The organism is Rhodohalobacter sp. SW132 (assembly GCF_003390325.1).
Taxonomy (GTDB): Bacteria; Bacteroidota; Rhodothermia; order Balneolales; family Balneolaceae; genus SW132.
Window position 1 is genome coordinate 137,283 of sequence record NZ_QUOK01000004.1, and the last position, 18,493, is coordinate 155,775.

General features: G+C 41.8%; 23 protein-coding genes. 6 read left to right on the forward strand and 17 right to left on the reverse strand.

Annotation, left to right across the window (positions count from 1 at the left end):
- Positions 1-4: 4 nt before the first annotated feature.
- Together DYD21_RS09610 and DYD21_RS09615 are read right to left on the reverse strand one after the other, a co-directional pair.
- The gene (locus DYD21_RS09610; protein WP_116035809.1) at positions 5-364 is read right to left on the reverse strand and encodes a hypothetical protein; all 360 of its coding nucleotides are present in this window, start codon (positions 362-364) and stop codon (positions 5-7) included.
- A 2-nt stretch (positions 365-366) separates the two neighbouring features.
- On the reverse strand, positions 367-1,119 hold the full coding sequence (locus DYD21_RS09615) for a ParA family protein (RefSeq protein ID WP_116035811.1): 753 nt from the start codon (positions 1,117-1,119) through the stop codon (positions 367-369).
- Positions 1,120-1,533: 414 nt separating this feature from the next.
- Between DYD21_RS09615 and DYD21_RS09620 the strand changes: the two genes are divergently transcribed.
- From DYD21_RS09620 to DYD21_RS09635, 4 genes are all read left to right on the forward strand, one after another.
- The gene (locus DYD21_RS09620) at positions 1,534-1,905 is read left to right on the forward strand and encodes an acyl-CoA thioesterase (protein WP_116035814.1); all 372 of its coding nucleotides are present in this window, start codon (positions 1,534-1,536) and stop codon (positions 1,903-1,905) included.
- A gap of 2 nt (positions 1,906-1,907) precedes the next feature.
- Positions 1,908-2,276 (forward strand): taurine dioxygenase, encoded by a 369-nt coding sequence (locus tag DYD21_RS09625; RefSeq protein ID WP_116035816.1) that lies wholly within the window; start codon positions 1,908-1,910, stop codon positions 2,274-2,276.
- Positions 2,277-2,327: 51 nt separating this feature from the next.
- Positions 2,328-3,347 (forward strand): UDP-glucose 4-epimerase GalE, encoded by a 1,020-nt coding sequence (gene galE / locus DYD21_RS09630; RefSeq protein ID WP_116035819.1) that lies wholly within the window; start codon positions 2,328-2,330, stop codon positions 3,345-3,347.
- A gap of 202 nt (positions 3,348-3,549) precedes the next feature.
- Positions 3,550-4,122, forward strand: a complete 573-nt coding sequence (locus DYD21_RS09635) for an ECF-type sigma factor (RefSeq protein WP_116035822.1) — start codon at positions 3,550-3,552, stop codon at positions 4,120-4,122.
- A gap of 50 nt (positions 4,123-4,172) precedes the next feature.
- Here the strand turns inward: DYD21_RS09635 and DYD21_RS09640 are convergent, their stop codons facing one another.
- On the reverse strand, positions 4,173-5,249 hold the full coding sequence (locus DYD21_RS09640) for a M20/M25/M40 family metallo-hydrolase (protein WP_116035824.1): 1,077 nt from the start codon (positions 5,247-5,249) through the stop codon (positions 4,173-4,175).
- Between the two features lie 236 nt (positions 5,250-5,485).
- Here DYD21_RS09640 and DYD21_RS09645 point away from each other — a divergent pair, with 236 nt between their 5' ends.
- Both DYD21_RS09645 and DYD21_RS09650 read left to right on the forward strand, forming a co-directional pair.
- Entirely contained in the window at positions 5,486-5,923 is a 438-nt protein-coding gene (locus tag DYD21_RS09645; protein WP_158551489.1) for a thioesterase family protein, read from the forward strand.
- Positions 5,916-7,166 carry an HD domain-containing protein gene (locus DYD21_RS09650; RefSeq protein ID WP_116035830.1) on the forward strand — a complete coding sequence of 417 codons (1,251 nt, stop codon included), beginning with the start codon at positions 5,916-5,918 and terminating at the stop codon, positions 7,164-7,166. The genes DYD21_RS09645 and DYD21_RS09650 overlap by 8 nt, the downstream gene beginning before the upstream one ends.
- Before the next feature lie 11 nt (positions 7,167-7,177).
- Here the strand turns inward: DYD21_RS09650 and DYD21_RS09655 are convergent, their stop codons facing one another.
- The 14 genes from DYD21_RS09655 to DYD21_RS09720 form a co-directional block, all read right to left on the reverse strand.
- Entirely contained in the window at positions 7,178-8,275 is a 1,098-nt protein-coding gene (locus DYD21_RS09655) for a response regulator (protein WP_158551491.1), read from the reverse strand.
- Between the two features lie 110 nt (positions 8,276-8,385).
- Positions 8,386-8,862 (reverse strand): dihydrofolate reductase, encoded by a 477-nt coding sequence (locus DYD21_RS09660; RefSeq protein ID WP_116035833.1) that lies wholly within the window; start codon positions 8,860-8,862, stop codon positions 8,386-8,388.
- A complete protein-coding gene (locus DYD21_RS09665; RefSeq protein WP_116035835.1) occupies positions 8,859-9,707 on the reverse strand; it encodes a thymidylate synthase in 849 nt (282 codons plus the stop codon). The genes DYD21_RS09660 and DYD21_RS09665 overlap by 4 nt, the downstream gene beginning before the upstream one ends.
- Before the next feature lie 63 nt (positions 9,708-9,770).
- The gene (gene rnc, locus DYD21_RS09670) at positions 9,771-10,532 is read right to left on the reverse strand and encodes a ribonuclease III (protein WP_116035837.1); all 762 of its coding nucleotides are present in this window, start codon (positions 10,530-10,532) and stop codon (positions 9,771-9,773) included.
- 2 nt (positions 10,533-10,534) lie between these two features.
- Positions 10,535-11,779: a beta-ketoacyl-ACP synthase II gene (gene fabF / locus DYD21_RS09675; RefSeq protein WP_116035839.1), complete on the reverse strand. Its 1,245-nt coding sequence runs from the start codon at positions 11,777-11,779 to the stop codon at positions 10,535-10,537.
- A gap of 20 nt (positions 11,780-11,799) precedes the next feature.
- Positions 11,800-12,036: an acyl carrier protein gene (locus DYD21_RS09680; protein WP_116035842.1), complete on the reverse strand. Its 237-nt coding sequence runs from the start codon at positions 12,034-12,036 to the stop codon at positions 11,800-11,802.
- Positions 12,037-12,154: 118 nt separating this feature from the next.
- A complete protein-coding gene (gene fabG / locus DYD21_RS09685) occupies positions 12,155-12,898 on the reverse strand; it encodes a 3-oxoacyl-[acyl-carrier-protein] reductase (protein WP_116035844.1) in 744 nt (247 codons plus the stop codon).
- A gap of 3 nt (positions 12,899-12,901) precedes the next feature.
- Complete coding sequence (fabD, locus tag DYD21_RS09690; protein WP_116035846.1) at positions 12,902-13,786, reverse strand: ACP S-malonyltransferase; 885 nt, start codon at positions 13,784-13,786, stop codon at positions 12,902-12,904.
- Positions 13,786-14,775 carry a beta-ketoacyl-ACP synthase III gene (locus DYD21_RS09695; protein WP_116035849.1) on the reverse strand — a complete coding sequence of 330 codons (990 nt, stop codon included), beginning with the start codon at positions 14,773-14,775 and terminating at the stop codon, positions 13,786-13,788. Before DYD21_RS09695 ends, fabD begins: the two co-directional genes overlap by 1 nt.
- A 9-nt stretch (positions 14,776-14,784) precedes the next feature.
- Entirely contained in the window at positions 14,785-15,774 is a 990-nt protein-coding gene (gene plsX, locus DYD21_RS09700; protein WP_116035851.1) for a phosphate acyltransferase PlsX, read from the reverse strand.
- Between the two features lie 15 nt (positions 15,775-15,789).
- The gene (rpmF, locus tag DYD21_RS09705) at positions 15,790-15,969 is read right to left on the reverse strand and encodes a 50S ribosomal protein L32 (RefSeq protein WP_116035854.1); all 180 of its coding nucleotides are present in this window, start codon (positions 15,967-15,969) and stop codon (positions 15,790-15,792) included.
- Positions 15,970-15,982: 13 nt separating this feature from the next.
- Entirely contained in the window at positions 15,983-16,504 is a 522-nt protein-coding gene (locus DYD21_RS09710; RefSeq protein WP_158551493.1) for a DUF177 domain-containing protein, read from the reverse strand.
- Between the two features lie 40 nt (positions 16,505-16,544).
- A complete protein-coding gene (locus DYD21_RS09715) occupies positions 16,545-17,180 on the reverse strand; it encodes a deoxynucleoside kinase (RefSeq protein ID WP_116035859.1) in 636 nt (211 codons plus the stop codon).
- Between the two features lie 7 nt (positions 17,181-17,187).
- Positions 17,188-18,477, reverse strand: coding sequence for a glucose-6-phosphate isomerase (locus tag DYD21_RS09720; RefSeq protein ID WP_116035862.1), 1,290 nt, complete (start codon positions 18,475-18,477; stop codon positions 17,188-17,190).
- Between the last annotated feature and the right edge of the window lie 16 nt (positions 18,478-18,493).

Here is an 18,493-nt window from a genome sequence, read left to right on the forward strand (position 1 = left end):
CGGTTTACCCTGTAACTCTGCCGAGATGTGCCTGTATAGCAGCTTCAACAACGGATGAATAAGAAGCTTTTGCAGAATCCGCCCACTCTTTTAATTTATTCAGAGTTTCCACTTCAAGATAATAGCTGGCCACTTTCTTTTCGGGGCGATCCTGCTCTTCAAGATTCTCCTGCTGAGCTTTTTGCGCTTTCATTTTTTCCGTAAAGGAGTTCGCCAGCGACATACTGCTATCATTCTGGTAGTCACTGAAGATGCTGTCGCTTCGGCCCGACCGCGGTCGATTATCCCCCACATAACTGAACTCCGATTTTTCATCACCAAGCGAATCGATTGGAGAAAATCCTAAACTTCGTTTCAAGCCCATGATTAATATCCGTTTCTGATCTCTTTGGCTAACTCGAGGTAATCTTTTGCGCCGTGACTTTGGCTGTCGTATTCAAATATTGTTTTATGATGTGAAGGGGCTTCGGCAAGTGCGATATTATCGCGGATGACCGTATTAAATACTTTCGCTCCAAAATGCTCGCGGATATGCCCCACTACCTCTCTGTTCAGATTTTTACGCTTATCGAAGAGAGTGCATACAATGCCTTCCACTTTCAAATCTGGGTTGAGACGCTGCTGAACGATTTTGATCAGATCCATCAATTTTGAGAGTCCGTGCAGGGCCAGGTATTCACTCTGCAGCACAATCACCAGTTCATCAGCTGCTGTAAATGCGTTCAGTGTGAGAAGCCCGAGGTTTGGAGGGCAATCGAGAAGAATGAAATCATAATCATCCTCAATCTCTTTCAGCGCCGATCTTAGAATCTGTTCTCTTGCAGGTTCATTGACCAGTTCCATCTCTGCTCCGGAAAGCTCAATGGATGCCGGTAACAGATCGAAACCGTTATGCTCCATCACAATATCACGGGCAGACAATTGCCCCTTCAGCATGTGATAGATATTATTTTTCATTTTTGAAGAGTGAATCTTCAATGAATACGTTAGGTTCGCCTGCGGATCCATGTCAACCAGAAGCACTTTGTAACCAATTTTACTCAGTCCTGCCCCGGTATTAATTGTGGTCGTCGTTTTACCGACTCCGCCCTTTTGATTTGTAAATGCTATTTTTCTCATAAGAAGGAAGAAATTGTTAGTAGATCTGTTAACAGGAGTAATCAGGAACCCATTTGTTACAAGAAATATTAAATATCCTTAATATTTGAAGGGTGTAACCTTTCACCTCTCTTTATCGGCATTTTTTCTTTTTTTGTTCAGTCACTCTGTGATTTTTTGATATAATTCTGATAAATGCCCCGGTTCGATAGCCTTATTACATATCGGGTCTTTTTAATCACATAAAGATGAAAAAATGCTAATCTCCCTGCAGATCCTACCATTATGGTTTTCAAATCTGTTATGGTGTATCCCATTTTTACAATATCTTGCAATCAGAAAATATCATCCCTGTTTCGATGTGTTTCAGAAATGTTGATACGAATAACTTCACAAATTGATCGATAAAAACAGATGTCCAGTAAATATCCACCTATGCGATTTTTCAGCCGTAAACTCATCAAACCTACCGATTTAAACGCGCACGGCACCCTTTTTGGAGGCTCTGTTCTTGCCTGGATTGATGAAGAAGCAGCTATCTATGTGATTTGCCAGCTTGGAAAAGGAAATATTGTTACAAAATTTATGTCGGAAATTAATTTTGTGAGCTCTGCAAAACTTGGAGATATCATCGAAATCGGGATGGAAACCGTGGATTTTGGCCGAACATCGATAACTGTACGGTGCGAAGTCCGTCAAAAATTTACACATAACACAATTATCAGCATCGATAAAATTGTGTTTGTCCACATGGACAAAAATGGTAAACCAGCACCACATAATGTTACTGAACCTGCAAACGAGTAATTATGACTACTGACAAAGGCCCCATTGACTTTCAAATCATCAGAGATATGCTCTATAACGACGAAGCTTATGTGGATGAGTTTTGTCAGGCATCTGTAACTTCATTCACGGAATTCAAGAACAACTTCCACAAAAATGTTATGGAAGAAGATCTTGAAACGCTCAGGCGTACCGGCCATAAAATTAAGCCGGTTGCAAAAATGCTTAAGCTCGATCCGCTTCTCGAAACGTATGAGAAATCTAAAATCTTACTCTCAGAAAGTTCTGATGAGGATATAGCGAAAATGAAGAAAAAATATGCTGATGATATGGATGCATATTGTGATAAGATACTTCAGCAGCTAAAAGAACGAAGTGAAAATGTGAGCTGATTTTAAACCATCATCAAAACAATAACTATTGATCAAACATAATTGAATAGAATGGAGACTATACTTGTTACCGGCGGAACCGGATTTATTGGAAGTCATACTATTGTTGAGCTTCTCACTGAGGGATACCGAGTTGTCGCAATGGACAACCTCTCGAACAGTAAAGTAACGTCTCTTGACCGGGTTGAAGAAATCACCGGCAAACGTGCCGAATTTATTAAAGCTGATTTACTTGATGAGCCAGCCCTGGATCAACTATTCAGTGAAAATAACATCGATGCTGTCATTCATTTTGCAGGGTTAAAAGCGGTTGGAGAATCCGTGGAAAAACCGCTTATGTACTACACAAACAATATTACCGGAACCGTGAATCTATGCCGTGCGATGCAAAAGCACAATGTTAAACGACTCGTTTTCAGCTCATCTGCTACCGTTTACGGTGACCCCTCCGAATCCCCGTTAACTGAAGATTCCAGCCTTTCGGCAACCAACCCGTATGGACAAACCAAACTTACAATTGAATATATTTTACGTGATTTATGTGTTAGCGATCCCTCCTGGAAGATAGCGCTGCTCAGATATTTCAACCCGGTTGGAGCACACCAAAGTGGAATTATTGGTGAAGATCCATCCGGAATCCCCAATAACCTGATGCCATTTGTAACCCAGGTAGCTGTAGGTAAAAGAGAAAAACTGTCGGTTTTTGGCGGTGACTATCCCACCCACGACGGCACCGGAGTCAGAGATTATATTCACGTAGTAGACCTCGCAAAAGGCCATCTGAAATCCCTGGAACATCTTGATAATATTTCAGGTGCCGAGGCCTACAATCTGGGCACTGGCAAAGGATCCAGCGTGCTTGATGTAATACATACCTTTGAAAAGGCAACCGGTCAGAACATTGACTACGAAATTACAGATCGTCGCCCCGGTGATGCCGCGATCTGTTTCGCTGATCCTTCAAAAGCAGAAAAGCAGCTAAACTGGCAAACTGAACTCACGCTTGAAGAGATGTGCCGTGATGCCTGGAACTGGCAGACAAAGAATCCGAATGGATATGAACGAGAATAGTCATATCCATTCGATTAATAATTCTTTTAAATTGTAATAATAAAGTTTGCCCTAACAAGTGAGATTATCTGCTCATCATTTGTTAGAACTCAGGGTAACTCATCCAAATATTAGAATTTTAAAAAAAATCGCTTTATTCTGTAAGGGTTTTCACCTATTTGGATCATACAAATGATATCCAATCCAAAAAGATGAGTAAAGCATGAACAGTTCAACCACAAATACAGACGTAACATCACTACTTCATCAGCTCGAAGATGAAGGTACAAAGGCTTATAATAAACTTTTCCCGCTCATCTATAATGAACTGAAAGACATTGCTTCAGTTCAAATTGCATCGGAACGAAACGATCTTACACTGAACAGAACAGATCTTGTGCATGAAGTATATATGAAATGGCTTCAGCAAGAAGATCTTGAATGCAATAGTAAAAAACACCTCATGAGGCTTGCATCTAAAGCAATGCACCAGATTCTTGTGGACTATGCCCGAAAAAAGCTGGCTTCGAAACGGGGAAGCGGTGCAGTGAAAATTGAGCTGGATGAAGAGACACTTGATGTCAAAGAGGCTAAGGAATTTCTGGAACTCGATCACGCCTGTAAAGAACTTCGCATGATTGATGAGCGTATGTACGATATTGTAGAATTGAAGTATTTCAGCGGTCTTTCAGTTTGCCAGGTTGCCGAAACTCTTGATATTTCAACAAGTACCGTAAACCGGGAATGGAAAAAAGCCAAAACGCTGCTCTACATGAAATTAAATAAAGAAGAATAAATCTGATTTAAAAAAGCCGCTTTGAAAATCCAAAGCGGCTTTTTTAGTAATTACAGAACGGTAAACGCCTGATCCGGTTCCATCGAAAGTACCGATTCGGCCATCAATTCAATAAGTTTTTCCAAATCATCGAGTGAGGCTGTCTCAACCGGTGAGTGCATATATCGAATAGGGACAGATACAAGCGCACTTGGAATGCCGGTTCGCTGGAAAAATATACTGTCTGTATCTGTACCGGTTCGTACACTTGTTGCTTCGTGCTGGAGAGAAATATCCCTTTTTTCTGCTGTTTTTTCTATAAGTTTTACAACTGCCGGGTGGTTGGCACCTCCGTGCTGTACTGTAGGTCCTTTTCCAAGCTTCACTTGTCCGTGTTCTTTTTGATCTATCCCGGGAGAATCGGTTGCGTGGGTTACATCCGTTACAATGGCTGCATCGGGCATGTGACGGTAACTCATCATGCGGGCACCAAATCCACCTACTTCTTCCTGAACAGAATTTAAAGCAATCACATTGACCGCGAGATCTTTATTTCTCTCTTTCAGATATTTCATCGTTTGGGCAATTGCAAAACCACCAATCCGGTTATCCAGCGCCCGAGCCGTTATAATTCGGTCATTCAGGTATTCAACATCATCTGCATAAGTGACCGGATCTCCAATCTGAACCACTTCAAGAACCTCTTCCCTGTCGGATGCCCCAATATCCACATAAATATCTTTCCAGGCCGGTTCCTTACCACCGCCATTTTTTTTATCCTGCAGGTGAATGGCGGTATTTCCAACAACTCCGCTTACCTTGCCATGTTTCCCGTGAATAACCACTCGCTTCGCACGGGCTATTGTAGAATCACTCCCCCCAAGTTTATTGAGGTAGATAAAACCATCATCTGATACATATTGAACAACCATACCAATTTCATCTGCATGTGCTTCCAGCATCACTGTCATTACATCTGAACTGGTTTCGATTTTAGCAATTCCGGATCCATACGCATCAGACTCTACTTTATCACTGAATTGAGATAAGTAATCGAGCCAGATTTTTTGTCCTGCAGATTCATATCCCGTAGGACTTGGGGTAATTAAAAGTTCTTCGAGAAATTTTGAGGTACTTTTATCAAACATAAATTGTGTTCTATTCTATTTTTAATTTTTCAGAAGATAGCGATTTCATGCATTAATCAAGATCATATGCATAATGATTTATTTAAATGATTAAATTCCAATCCTCATTAACGCGGTTCTGAATTCTTTTAAATGGCATATAAGATTAACAGGCTGATAAAAGTTCATAAAACTGTTAAAATGCCTTAGTAAGTGGTATTATTTGTACCTCAATTCAAATCAAACCGATTTCTCTTTTGAAAAACACATTTCAGCCGAATGAATTTTTCCATAAAACCTCTGTTGATATACGTTTTCGCGACCTGGACCCTCTTCAGCACGTAAATAACGCCGTTTTTAATACCTATTTCGAGGAAGCCCGCATCCGCTTTATTCAAACTATTCCGGAACTGCATTCATCCATGCAAAATGGTTTCAGTTTTGTATTGGCACATCTCGATCTCAAGTACATCAAACCTGTACTTTACGATGAAAAAATTTCTGTTTACAGTTCGCTAAAAGAAGTTGGCAACAGCAGTGTAACAGGAATTCAGGCGATATTTAACCAAAAAGGTGAAATCAAAGCGGTTGCACAGACAACCGGTGTCTGGTATGATGTAAAGAAAAAGCGGCCTGCAAAACTGCCGGATATTTCTAATCTCGATCAGTATTTTTTAAAATCTTCAGATGGATAAAAGCAGCCAGTATAAAATTTTCAGTGACCCTATTCACGGATTTATCACAGTTCCAAAAGGTGTGATATTGAAGCTCATCGACCATCCTTATGTTCAGCGTTTACGCAGAGTACGGCAACTGGGGTTAGGATACCTTGTGTTTCCTGCTGCAGAGCACTCCCGATTCTCCCATGCTCTCGGCGCTCTTGAACTCTGTCAGCGTGTCCTGAAAAATTTAGTTGAAAAAGATACAACTATCAGTGATGCGGAAATCAAGGGAACTTTAATTGCTATTTTGCTGCATGATGTAGGACATGGTCCCTTTTCACATACTCTTGAGCACACTTTAATTGATGATTTCAATCATGAGAAAATGAGCCTGAAAATCATGCATCAGTTAAACAAAGAGTTTGACGGTGAGCTAACGACTGCTATCGATATTTTTACTGATCAGTATCCAAAGAAATTTCTCCACCAGCTGATATCTTCACAGCTTGATATTGATCGTCTCGACTACCTGAAGCGGGACAGTTTTTTTACGGGGGTATCAGAAGGTTCGGTTGGTATCAACCGTATTCTGAAAACAATGCGCATTTTAAACGGAAATGTTGTTATTGAGAAGAAAGGGATATATGCGGTCGAAAACTATATTCTCTCCCGCCGATTGATGTATATGCAGGTATATCTGCACAAAACTGTTCTTAGCGCGGATTCCCTTCTGAAACAAATATTCCGAAGAGTTGAGTATTTACTTCAAAATGGTGAATCACTCCATACACCTTCCTGGCATCTGGAGTATTTTTTAACAGAAAAGAGATCAGCCAAAAAGTCGATTTCAGATGTAATAATGAAACATTATATGGCACTGGATGATCATGATGTTTTAATTAGTATTAAAGCATGGGCAGAGCAATCGGACCCAATTCTGCGGGACCTCTCCATCCGATTTCTTCAGCGGGATCTCTTCAGATCGACTTTTTTACCTCAAAATAAGATTGATAAGCAGATCGGGAAATTTACATCTCAGACCAAACAGGTTTTAAAACAAAAGGGGCTCCCCTTCGATGATGAATCGGTTTCATATTACATCGATATAGACAAGAGTTATAGTGAAGCTTACAAATATGAAAATGAGAGTATCTGGATCCTGGAAGGGAAAAGTAAAGCAGTGGAATTTTCAAAAGCTGTGGATACCCGGCATATCATAGCTCTCACGCAACCGGTAGTTAAACCATATATAGTTCACCTGAAGGAGCTAAATTAGCAGGGAGAATCTCAATTTGGGATATTTGATGAAACATTGATCCCGATTTTTGCCAGCAACTCCTCTTCTTTAAATGGCTTCTGCATCAGGTCGTCAAACCCTGCATCAATTAACTCACCTCTTGAATATCGTTGAGTTGCTGTTACAGCAATAATCTTTGATGCTGAAAGGCTTGAAGCCCCATTTCCGCGTATAACCTTAACTGCTTCAATCCCATCCATTACAGGCATACTCAGGTCCATCAGAATCATATCTGCTTTCCAGTTTTCAAGAATCTGCAGTGCTGCCTCTCCATTCGATGCCTCCTGTACATCAATTCCATATCTTTTCAGCATAAGTTTGAGGAGCGTTCTGTTTATGGAAACATCATCAACAACTAATATTTTCTTGATATTATTCGAACCCAAATCCGAACCCGTTTTTTGTAAATCCACACGGACTGAATCCTGTTCAGCGCCAAGCAGATTTTTGATTTTACCATCTAAAAGCTTTGAGTGATAAATAATTTTTTCAAGAAGCTTATACTGTTCATCTGTGAGGTCAGCATCTTTGCTTAATAGTTGTGAAAAACCGATCACAGCGTGCAGTGGAGTTTTTAATTCGTGAGACAAATCGACTCCGCCAGATTCATTCTCTGCTTTTTTTAAATCGGGAAGAGTCTTCAAATACCTTCCAACAATATTTCGAGCTGCATCCTTTACGGTAAAATACTTTACCATATAAATTTTATCATCTCCCCCCTGTATTTCAATTACAGAGGAACTGTTCTCATGGAAACTTCGCGAAAGTTTTTTAAGCTGTGGTATCTCGTTTATATTTTTCCCGGCAAGCGGCAACTCATTCTCATTAAATAAAGCTGAAAAACCAAAGTTTACGTAACGAATAAATCCCTCCGAATCGATAATGGCATTTCCTGTACCGGAATGATCCAGTATGGATTTAAGAAACGTAGTTTTCGCCTCTTCTGATAATTTCAGATCATTTGATCTATTCCCATTTCGGACATAGATAAAGAGAATAACGGACAATACAATTACCAAGACCAGCAGAATCAACTGGGCAGGAATACCGTACAGCCCGATCTCGTTAAGAATAAAAAAGTAAGACAAATTTTCAGCCACGGTAATATTTTCAGAATCAATTTACCGTAACATACAGGCTTTAATCTGGGTTTTCAGTTAGTCTTTTTTAATTGTATAACCAAAAGTCCGATAAAGAATTAAGAGCGGTTCCGAACATACTTTAAGAACGTAAGTGAGCCACTTTCCTGTCTGAATTTTTCTTTCCATACCTCACCTATTTGATCTCTGTATTCAGGAAAAAAAGTATCTCCATCGTAGGCTTCATCGATCTCTGTGATAATCAGCTCATCGGCCATGTTTATTGTTTGTCGGTAGATCTCTCCGCCTCCAATAACAAACACCCGCTCTTTATCCGATAAGTGATTCAATGCGTCATCAATTGATGAGAATGTCGGGACATGGGGATATGATTGCGATCGGCTTAAAACCACGCCTTCCCGACCCGGGAGTAGTTTTTCTCCAAGTTCTTCAAATACAATTCTGCCCATCAACAAGGTATGCCCCATAGTCGTTTGTTTAAAAAACTTCAGATCTTCCGGGTAATGCCATGGAAGTTCTCCATCTTTACCGATAACCAGGTTGGGATCGTGGGCTGCAATTAAAGTTAAAATCATACGGCTACCGGAAACCGGATTTTATCGTGTGGATTGTAGTTTAAAAGTTCAAAATCTGAAAATTCAAGCTGGTTGAGCGGTTTTTTCTGAATTTTGAGTTCAGGGAGTTTCCTGGGTTCTCTCTTTAATTGCTCCTTCAGGCCTTCCACGTGATTTTCATATATATGTGCATCTACAATTGTATGTGCAAATACTCCCGGTTTCAGGTTTGTTTCTGCCGCAATTGCCATCGTTAATGCGGAATAACAGGCCAGGTTGAATGGTATACCTAAAGCAATATCTCCGGATCGCTGTGTAAGGTGGCAATTCAGCCGGCCATTCGAAACATTAAAAATATACATCACGTGGCATGGTGGTAATCTCATTTCATCGAGCAGCCCCGGATGCCATGCACTCACAACTATACGGCGGCTATTGGGATTTTTTTTAAGCATATCAACTGCCCGCTGTACCTGGTCATATTCATCATAGGCCCATTTTACGTTTTCATCTGTACCTTTCCCGGGATATGAAGCGCCGCTTTCGCTTTTCAGCGCGGGAAAACGTCTCCAGAGTGTTGGATAGATCGGCCCCACATACCCGTCATCATCGGCCCATGCATCCCAAATATGGCAATCATTTTCATCTCTTAACCATCGGATGTGATCTTCTCCTCTCAGATACCAAAGTAATTCAAGAATCACAGATCGAAAGAACACTTTTTTTGTCGTCAGAAGTGGAAATCCTTCTGCCAGGTCAACTTTATAATGTTCAGCGAAACACGAAATTGTAGGAATTCCCGTTCGATTCTCTTTTATAACACCATTATCAAGTACGTTTTTAACAAGATTGAGATATTGCTTCATAGTGTTAAATGTAAATCATTATTTAAATTTCTGAGTGTACAGGATAAAGTTATTTGATACCCATTATGTTTCATCCCGTAATAACAGAGCGAGGGCTTTTTCGGCCGCGATCTGTTCAGCATCTTTTTTATTCTTTCCTTTCCCTTCTGCTTTCAATTCGCCCTGTAAATAGACCGCAACTGTAAAGGTTTTATCATGAGCGGGACCCTCTTCATCAATAACCCGGTAGTCGGGCAGAGGTTCATTCAGAGCTTGTAAATACTCCATCAGAGAACTTTTGAAATTATCCGCTTTCACTTCAAGCGACTTCAGATCAAGGTGTTTATTTATAAGTTTATCTGTAAACTCTGAGGTGAATTCGTAGCCTTTGGTAAGATAAATCGCGGCAACAACAGATTCGAACAAGTCTGCGAGAACACTTTTTGAAACCTCAATTCCCTGTCCTGATGCTCGTTCGCCTATCTCCATCACTTCATTTATCTGCATTGATCGCGCGATCTGGGCAAGCGTTTTTCCTCTTACTACCTTAGCTCTTAATTTAGTGAGGAAACCTTCATTGGCGAGTGGATATTGATCGAAAAGAATTTCGGTGACAACGAGATCCAATACCGCATCACCCAAAAATTCCAGACGTTCATACGTTTCATGAGCCTGTATTTTTTTCCCATCAATGATAGACCGATGGCGCAATGCCCTCAGGTAGATGCCGCGATCTTCGGGTTCAATTTTGAAACCGAGGAGCTTTTCAAGTTTTTTAATGCGTGCGGAAGGTTCTTTAAACTGATCTGTTGGTGCTGAAAACCAATTTTTTAACCTTCCTAGCATTTTTAGTCATCGAACTTTTTAAAAATGAGAGTAGTATTATGTCCACCAAAACCAAAGGCGTTATTCATGGCATAGGTTACATCCCTTGCAACTGATTCATTTGGCGTGTAGTTAAGATCGCATTCCGGATCTGGGGTAACCTGGTTAATTGTTGGTGGAATAATCCCGTGATAAGTCGTCAGAAGCGCAGCAATCGATTCAGCTGCACCGGCTGCACCGAGCATATGTCCGGTCATCGACTTGGTAGAGTTGAGATTCATTTCATATGCATGATCACCGAACACTTTTTTGATGGTGTTCGTCTCAGCAAGATCACCGAGAGGAGTAGACGTACCGTGCATGTTGATATGATCAACATCATTCGGGGTGATTCCAGCCATATTGAGTGCCATATCAAGGGCAAGTTTCACGCCATTGCCGTCCGGGTCGGGTGCGGTAATATGATGTGCGTCAGCTGAGAATCCATATCCTGAGATTTCACCGTAAATTCGGGCACCGCGTTCTAAAGCGGATTCAAGAGATTCGATGAACATCATCGCAGCACCTTCGCCGAGGACAAAACCGTCCCTGTCTTTATCAAAAGGTCTGGATGCAGTTTCAGGGGATTCATTTCGTTTGGAGAGAGCTTTCATCGAACTAAACCCGGAAACTCCAATCGCCCAAACGGGGGATTCTGTTCCACCACAGACGGCCATATCTGCCTGGCCATACTTTATAGCATCGTATGCCAGGCCGATATTTTGAGATCCGGTTGCGCACGCTGAAACAGCGCAGTAATTCGCTCCTCTAAAACCATATTTAATAGAAATATGGCCAGCAGGCATATCAGGAATGAGCATGGGAATAAAGAACGGATTCACACCGCGCGGACCATGTTCATGATGATCGACAGACTGGTCGTAAAATGTTTTCATTCCTCCGATACCGGTCCCTACAATTACAGCAACACGATCTTTGTTGATAGAGTCAAGATCGACCTTACTGTCTTTAATCGCCTCATCAGCGGTTATTATACCGTATTGAGAGACATTATCCAGCCGTCGGGCTTCTTTACGCTCAAAAAACTCACTTGAGTCGTAGTCCTCAATTTGTCCGGCAAATTTTGTAGGGTAATCTGTTGTATCGAAGTGTTCAATGGTACGGACTCCACTTTTGCCAGAAACCAAACCATTCCAAAATTCAGGTGCGGTCTTTCCGACAGGTGTTAGTGCTCCAATACCTGTTACTACTACTCTACGTCCAGTCATATTATATGTTTAAGTCTGCTTTATTGTTTTTGCTGCAGATATTTCACAGCGTCGCCTACCGTAGCAATATTTTCAGCATCTTCGTCGGGAATGCTAAGGTCAAACTCTTTTTCGAATTCCATAATGAGTTCAACTGTATCCAGAGAGTCGGCACCCAGATCATTCGTGAAGTTAGCCTCGGTCACTACTTCTGACTCATCAACTCCAAGTTTGTCAACGATAATTGCTTTTACTTTTGATTCTACGTCTTGTGACATTTCGATCGGTTTTTTTTATTAAAGTTTAAGATAAATAAGAAATCCGTCGCTTATAATACGACATCTATACGAAAAATAACACGCTTTGCGTTATTCTCCCTATTATATAAAAATGTTTCTACATTGCCATTCCGCCATCCACCCGAATTACCTCACCAGTAATGTAAGAACTTAAGTCTGAGGCAAGAAAAGCGGCTGTATTGGATACTTCTTCAGGATTACCGGCTCTGCCCAGCGGAGTTTCTGCTTTGATTGATTCAAGAACTTTTTCGCTCAATTGTTCCGTCATCTCTGTTAGTATGTAACCCGGGGCAATTACATTAGCACGAATCCCGCGGCTTGCGAGTTCTTTGGCAAACGACTTCGTGAATCCAATGATGCCTGCTTTTGAAGCTGCATAGTTACTTTGTCCGGCATTACCAGAGAGACCAACTACAGAACCAACGTTAACAATAGAACCGCCGCGAGCTCTCATCATCGGTTTGGCTGCAGCTTTGCTATAGTTAAAGATACTTTTCAAATTGGTATTTATTACTTCATCCCATTGTTCTTCATTCATTCGAAGAATGAGATTATCACGGGTTATTCCGGCGTTGTTTACCAATACATCGAGAGAACCCCATTCATCGACTACAGATTGAATAACCTCTTCAGCTTTTGAAAAATCTACTGCGTCAGCCTGAAAAGCTTTACCTTTAACATTTTTCCCGGATATCTCCCCGACAACCTCTTCGGCAGCATCCACTGATCGGGCGTATGTAATTGCAACGTTAGCACCGAGATCTGCAAAATGCAGCGCCATATGCCGGCCTATTCCCCGGCTGCCACCTGTTATCAGACAGTTTTTTCCTTTTAAATCCATGATTTATTGATGACCTGTAATATTAGCATTAGAAACGGTTCTCTTTACAAGTCCCTGCAGTACCTTTCCGGGACCTACTTCAGTAAAATCGGTAATTCCGTTCGATTCCATATTTAAAAGCGTTTGCGTCCAGCGAACCGGGGATGTTAGTTGAGCAATCAAATTTTCTTTCACAACATCTGATTTTCTCGTTGGTTCCGCAGTTGCATTGCTGTAGAATGGACAAACAGGATCGTTAAATTCAATATTGTCAACCTTCTTTTTGAATCCATCGAGTGCCGGTTTCATCAGGGGGGAGTGAAAAGCACCGCTCACCGGCAACATTTTAGCGAGCCTGCATCCGCGCTCTTTGGCAATATCAACTGCTTTTGAAACCGCATCCTCGTCACCTGAGATAACGAGCTGACCGGGACAGTTATAATTTGCGGCGACTACCGGTTTATTAATCTCTTCTGAGGCTTCAGCACAAATATCGTCAACAACAGCATCATCCATGCCGATTATAGCTGCCATGGTACCCGGATGAATTTCACCGGCTTCCTGCATAAGATCCCCGCGCAGCTGTACCAGGTCGAGTGCTGTTTCAAATGATAAAACTTTAGCCGCTACAAGTGCAGAAAGTTCACCTAAACTATGCCCTGCTACTGCATCAGGTATAATATTCATTTCATAAAAAAGGGCTACGGAGTGCAAAAAAATTGCCGGCTGGGTATAACGTGTCTGCATCAGCGTTTCTGAGGGGCCTTCAAACATAATCTCAGTAATAGCATATCCCAGTTGTTCGTCAGCGCTCAGGAAGAGCTTTTTAACATCATTGCTGGAATCAAAATGGTCTTTCGCCATACCGACGAATTGTGAACCCTGCCCCGGAAAAAGTATTGCGTTCATTATTTACCCCATTTTAAAAATATAGAACCCCATGTAAGCCCGCCGCCAAATGCAGAAAGCACGAGGTTATCACCTTCACTTAATTCATCATTCCAATCTGCAAGGCAGAGTGGTATGGTGGCTGATGTTGTATTTCCATATTTACTGATGTTGATCATAACCTTCTCTTTATCCAGCCCCATACGCCGTGCTGTTGCGTCGATGATTCTCAGGTTTGCCTGATGAGGCACAAGCCAGGATACATCGTCGGGCGCTAAATTATTTTTCTCCATAATTTCGAGAGAAACATCAGCCATTCCTTCAGTAGCTCGTTTAAAAACAGAACGGCCTTCCTGCCTCAAAAAATGCAGTTTTTGTTCAACTGTTTGTTCTGTCGCCGGCATGACGCTGCCTCCGGCGGGTTGATAAAGCATACGATCCTCATCACCGTCAGTGTAGTGAATGTAATCGATAATCCCCACTTTTTCATCTGTTGCTTCAAGAAGAACTGCAGCGCCGGCATCACCGAATAGAATACAGGTTGTTCTGTCTGAATAATCAAGAATAGAACTCATTTTATCAGCCCCGATTACCAGAACTTTTTTTGCCCTGCCCGATTCAATCATCGTACCGCCGGTGGTCAATGCAAAAAGAAACCCGGAGCATGCAGCAGACAGATCAAAAGCATAGGCTTTATCTGCCCCGATTTGTTTTTGCACGAGGCAGGCTGTGGCCGGAAAGAGATAGTCTGGGGTTACGGTAGCAACAATGATGGCGTCAATCTCATCCGGGTCAACATCGGCGTCTTCAAGTGCTGCTTTTGCTGCACGCGAGGCCATGTAAGAGGTACCCCTGCCTTCACCTTTTAAAATTCTGCGTTCGGAGATACCGGTCCTGGATGTAATCCATTCGTCGTTGGTATCCACCATGGTTTCAAGTTCTTTATTCGTAAGAATATAATCCGGCAGATATTTCCCTACACCGGTTATCTTAGCATAAATTGGAGGCATGAAATTGGTTTAGTTAAGAGAGGCTTTAATCTTTTCATTCACCCCGTTTTCGATACAATTTGAGGCGTTTAAAATCATACTTCTGATCGCAAATGGGCTGCTTCCTCCATGCCCTACGAAACTGATACCGTTCACTCCGAGAAAAGGAATCCCGCCAACGTGTTCGTAGTCAAATGTATGCATAGCTTTTGTTAAAACAGTAAACATTTGTTTTTGCACATCTTCACTGATTTCTAATTCGGAAATATGCTTTTTAAACAGTTCCCTGAGGATGCCCGGTATAGATTCTCCGAACTTTAGAATTACATTACCTGTGAGACCATCCGTTAAGAATACATCAGCTTTACCACTGAGAATATCTTTCCCTTCAATATTTCCTATGAAGTTATCAAACTGTGCTAATATTTTGTAAGAATCTTTGAGCAGATCCGTCCCTTTTTCAGGTTCTTCACCAACGTTTACAAGACCGATTTTTGGATTTTCAACTCCCAGAATTTGCTCGGTAAAAATCGAGCCCATTAATCCAAACTGGTAATACATTTCTGGCTTGAGCTCAAGGTTTGCTCCTGCATCAACTAAAAGCCGAACCCCTTTCACTGTTGGATACAACGCACCAATTGTAGGGCGGATGACTCCTTCAATTTTCCCAAGGAGAACCGTAGAAGCTGCAAGCAACGCACCGGTATGCCCGGCACTAACAAATGCATCGCACTGGCCCGCTCTGTGATGTTTTAGACCTACTGATATTGATGAATTTTGTTTGTCCTTCAGCACTGAAGATGCAGAATCATCCATAGTGACAATCTGGTCTGCATGTAGAATATCAACCCGATTGCTATCAAAATCGATTTCAGATTGTTCCAGCTCGTCCTGAATTAATTTTTCAGGACCTACAAATACCAGATTAAGGTCAGCTCGTTCGGCTAATGCCTCGAGACCTCCTTTAACCGGATTTTCTGGAAAGTGATCTCCACCTACTGCATCTACAGCAACGATCATAAATGTTTAATTGGGTTATTCTGACTTAAAGACTACCTGCTGACCTCTGTAATGCCCGCACTCCATACACACATGGTGATATCTGTGAAGCGCACCACAGTTTGAGCACTCAGCAAGTGTGACGTCCTTAAGACTCTGGTGGGCTCTTCGCTTGTTTTTACGAGCTTTGGAAGTTTTTCTTTTCGGATGTGCCATCTACTTACAATAATTATTTATTCTTTAATTTCTTCAGTTTTTCCCATCGCGGATCAATCGCTTGTTCATCGTCCTCACCGAGGTCTCCAAACTGTGCAGTTTCAAACTCGTTGAGTTTTCCGGACTCATCAACATACTTCGGATGAATTTTTTTGATCGGGATATTCAGCATGATAGTGTCGCGCACCTCATCTGAAATATCGAGCACCAATTCATCAGCTGGAATCTGTTTAACCGCGCTTTCAGCGGTTACAGATTCTTCAATCTCACCGGGCTGAAACAGAATATCAAATTTTCCTTCAATCTTCTTTTCAAATGGCTCGAGACTCCTGTCACAGATTAGTTCAACACTGCACTGTAAACTAAACGAGACCTTAATGAAGTGATCTGTTCTGAAGAAGTTGATATGCACCTCACCCTCCAGAAAGCTGATTTCTTCATCGAGCTCAAAAAACCCTTTCGTCAGCGACCGCTCTTTTGAACTTTCGCCTTCGGGCAATTCCTGTATGTCGAATCTTAATTTTTGCTTATCCACAATAGCCATCTAAAATACAGACTTATCTTTTCGAAAGCAATCAGTTAAATAAACCAAAAAGCCGCTGTTCTACCAGCTCAATAACTTTTCCAAGATCTTCTTTACTATTAACAAAATCGAGATTATCAGTATCAATAATCAGTTTCTGATGGCTGTATCTGTCAATCCAGTTTTCATATAACTTGTTCAGTTTTTCGAGATAATCGATTCGGATTGTATTCTCATAGTCCCTGCCCCGTTGCTGAATCTGGCGGACGAGAGTGGGAACCTGTGCCCGAAGGTAAATCAGCAGGTCTGGCGGACGAAGATAATGACTCATTTGATGAAAAAGCGCGGAATAATTCTGGAAATCCCGGTCGCTCATCAAATTCATGTTATGCAGGTTTTTTGCAAAAATCTCTACATCCTCATAGATCGTACGATCCTGAATAATATTCTCACTTTTACTGAGCATCTCTTTTTGATGCTGAAAACGGCTGGATAGAAAATAGATCTGGAGATTAAAGCTCCAGCGCCTCATATCTTCATAAAAATCAGATAAATAGGGATTGTCTTCTACAGATTCGTAATATGGATTCCACGAAAAATTTTCGGCAAGGAGTCCTGTTAGTGAAGATTTTCCTGCACCAATATTACCCGCAATTGCAACGTATCGCCCTTTTTTTTTGTCGCTCATTTATAATCTATTGTTTACCCAGAAGGGCGTACATCGCTTTTTTGTAATTTTCGACACCAGGCTGATCAAATGGATTCAAACCGAGCATATACACATAAACCCCGGTAAAAAGTTCATAAAAATAGATGAAACGCCCGAGCTGCTGCTCATTTAAACTGGTCAATTCTACCCGTATCACAGGTACGCCGCCGTCTATATGAGCCTGGCATGTACCCTCAAGCGCACTGTTATTAATTTCGTAAATCGGTTTATCTGACAGATATCCGAGCTGGTCTACATCAGAATCCATTTCAGTGAGGGTCAGTTTACTCATCGGTTTTTTCACCGTAAGCACCGTCTCAATTATATTTCGCTGCCCCTGCTGAATAAGCTGACCAATACTGTGCAGATCTGTTGTGTATGATGCGTTAGCAGGAAAAAGACCCTTACCCCCTTTCCCTTCACTTTCACCAAGCAGCTGCTGAGTCCATCCGCATAATTGGTTGAGCTCCGGTTCAAATGAACTCAAAACATCAATAGCATACCCTTTTTCGTGTAAAAGGTAACGGGTAGCCGCATATTCGAGAAGTTTTGACGGATCTTTTTCAAGGGCTTCATACTCCGCTACAGCGCCATAATAGAGCGTCTGTATATCGATACCGGCTACTGCAATCGGCAACAGACCTACGGGGGTAAGCACCGAAAATCGTCCGCCTACATCTTCAGGAATGACAAATTTGTCGTACCCTTCCTCATCAATAATTTTATTGAGTACTCCTCCTGTTTCGCCGGTGGTTGCAATAATTCGCTGTGTTGCATCATCGCCGTATTTGCTGTGCATCCATTTCCGGATCTGTCTGAACGCAATGGCTGTTTCAAGAGTAGAACCTGATTTTGAAATCACATTCAGGTACACACTTTTTATTTCCCCGTCAGCTTTAGGCTGATTAAGATAGTGTATGAGTTCTTCCAGGTATTGAGCACTCAAATGGTGACCGGCATAGATGATTTCAGGGCCGCTTTTCCGAAATGGTTTAGAAAGTGCGTCTATCACAGCACGAGCTCCCTGGTACGAACCGCCAATCCCGCAAATAATAAAAATATCTGCATCATTGCGGATCTGTGCTGCACGCCGCTCAACTCGCTCCAATTCTGCATCATTTGGTGATTGCAGTATCCTCCGCCAGCCAAGCCATTCATTTCCCTTTCCGTAGCCATCCTGAACTTGCCGGAACGCACCGGAAGCTCTATCATTGGCACCCTGATGTTCTTCTGCTGTATAAAACTCCTTCGCCCCTTCTATATTTATCTGAAGCATGCCTTTTTCGTCTTCT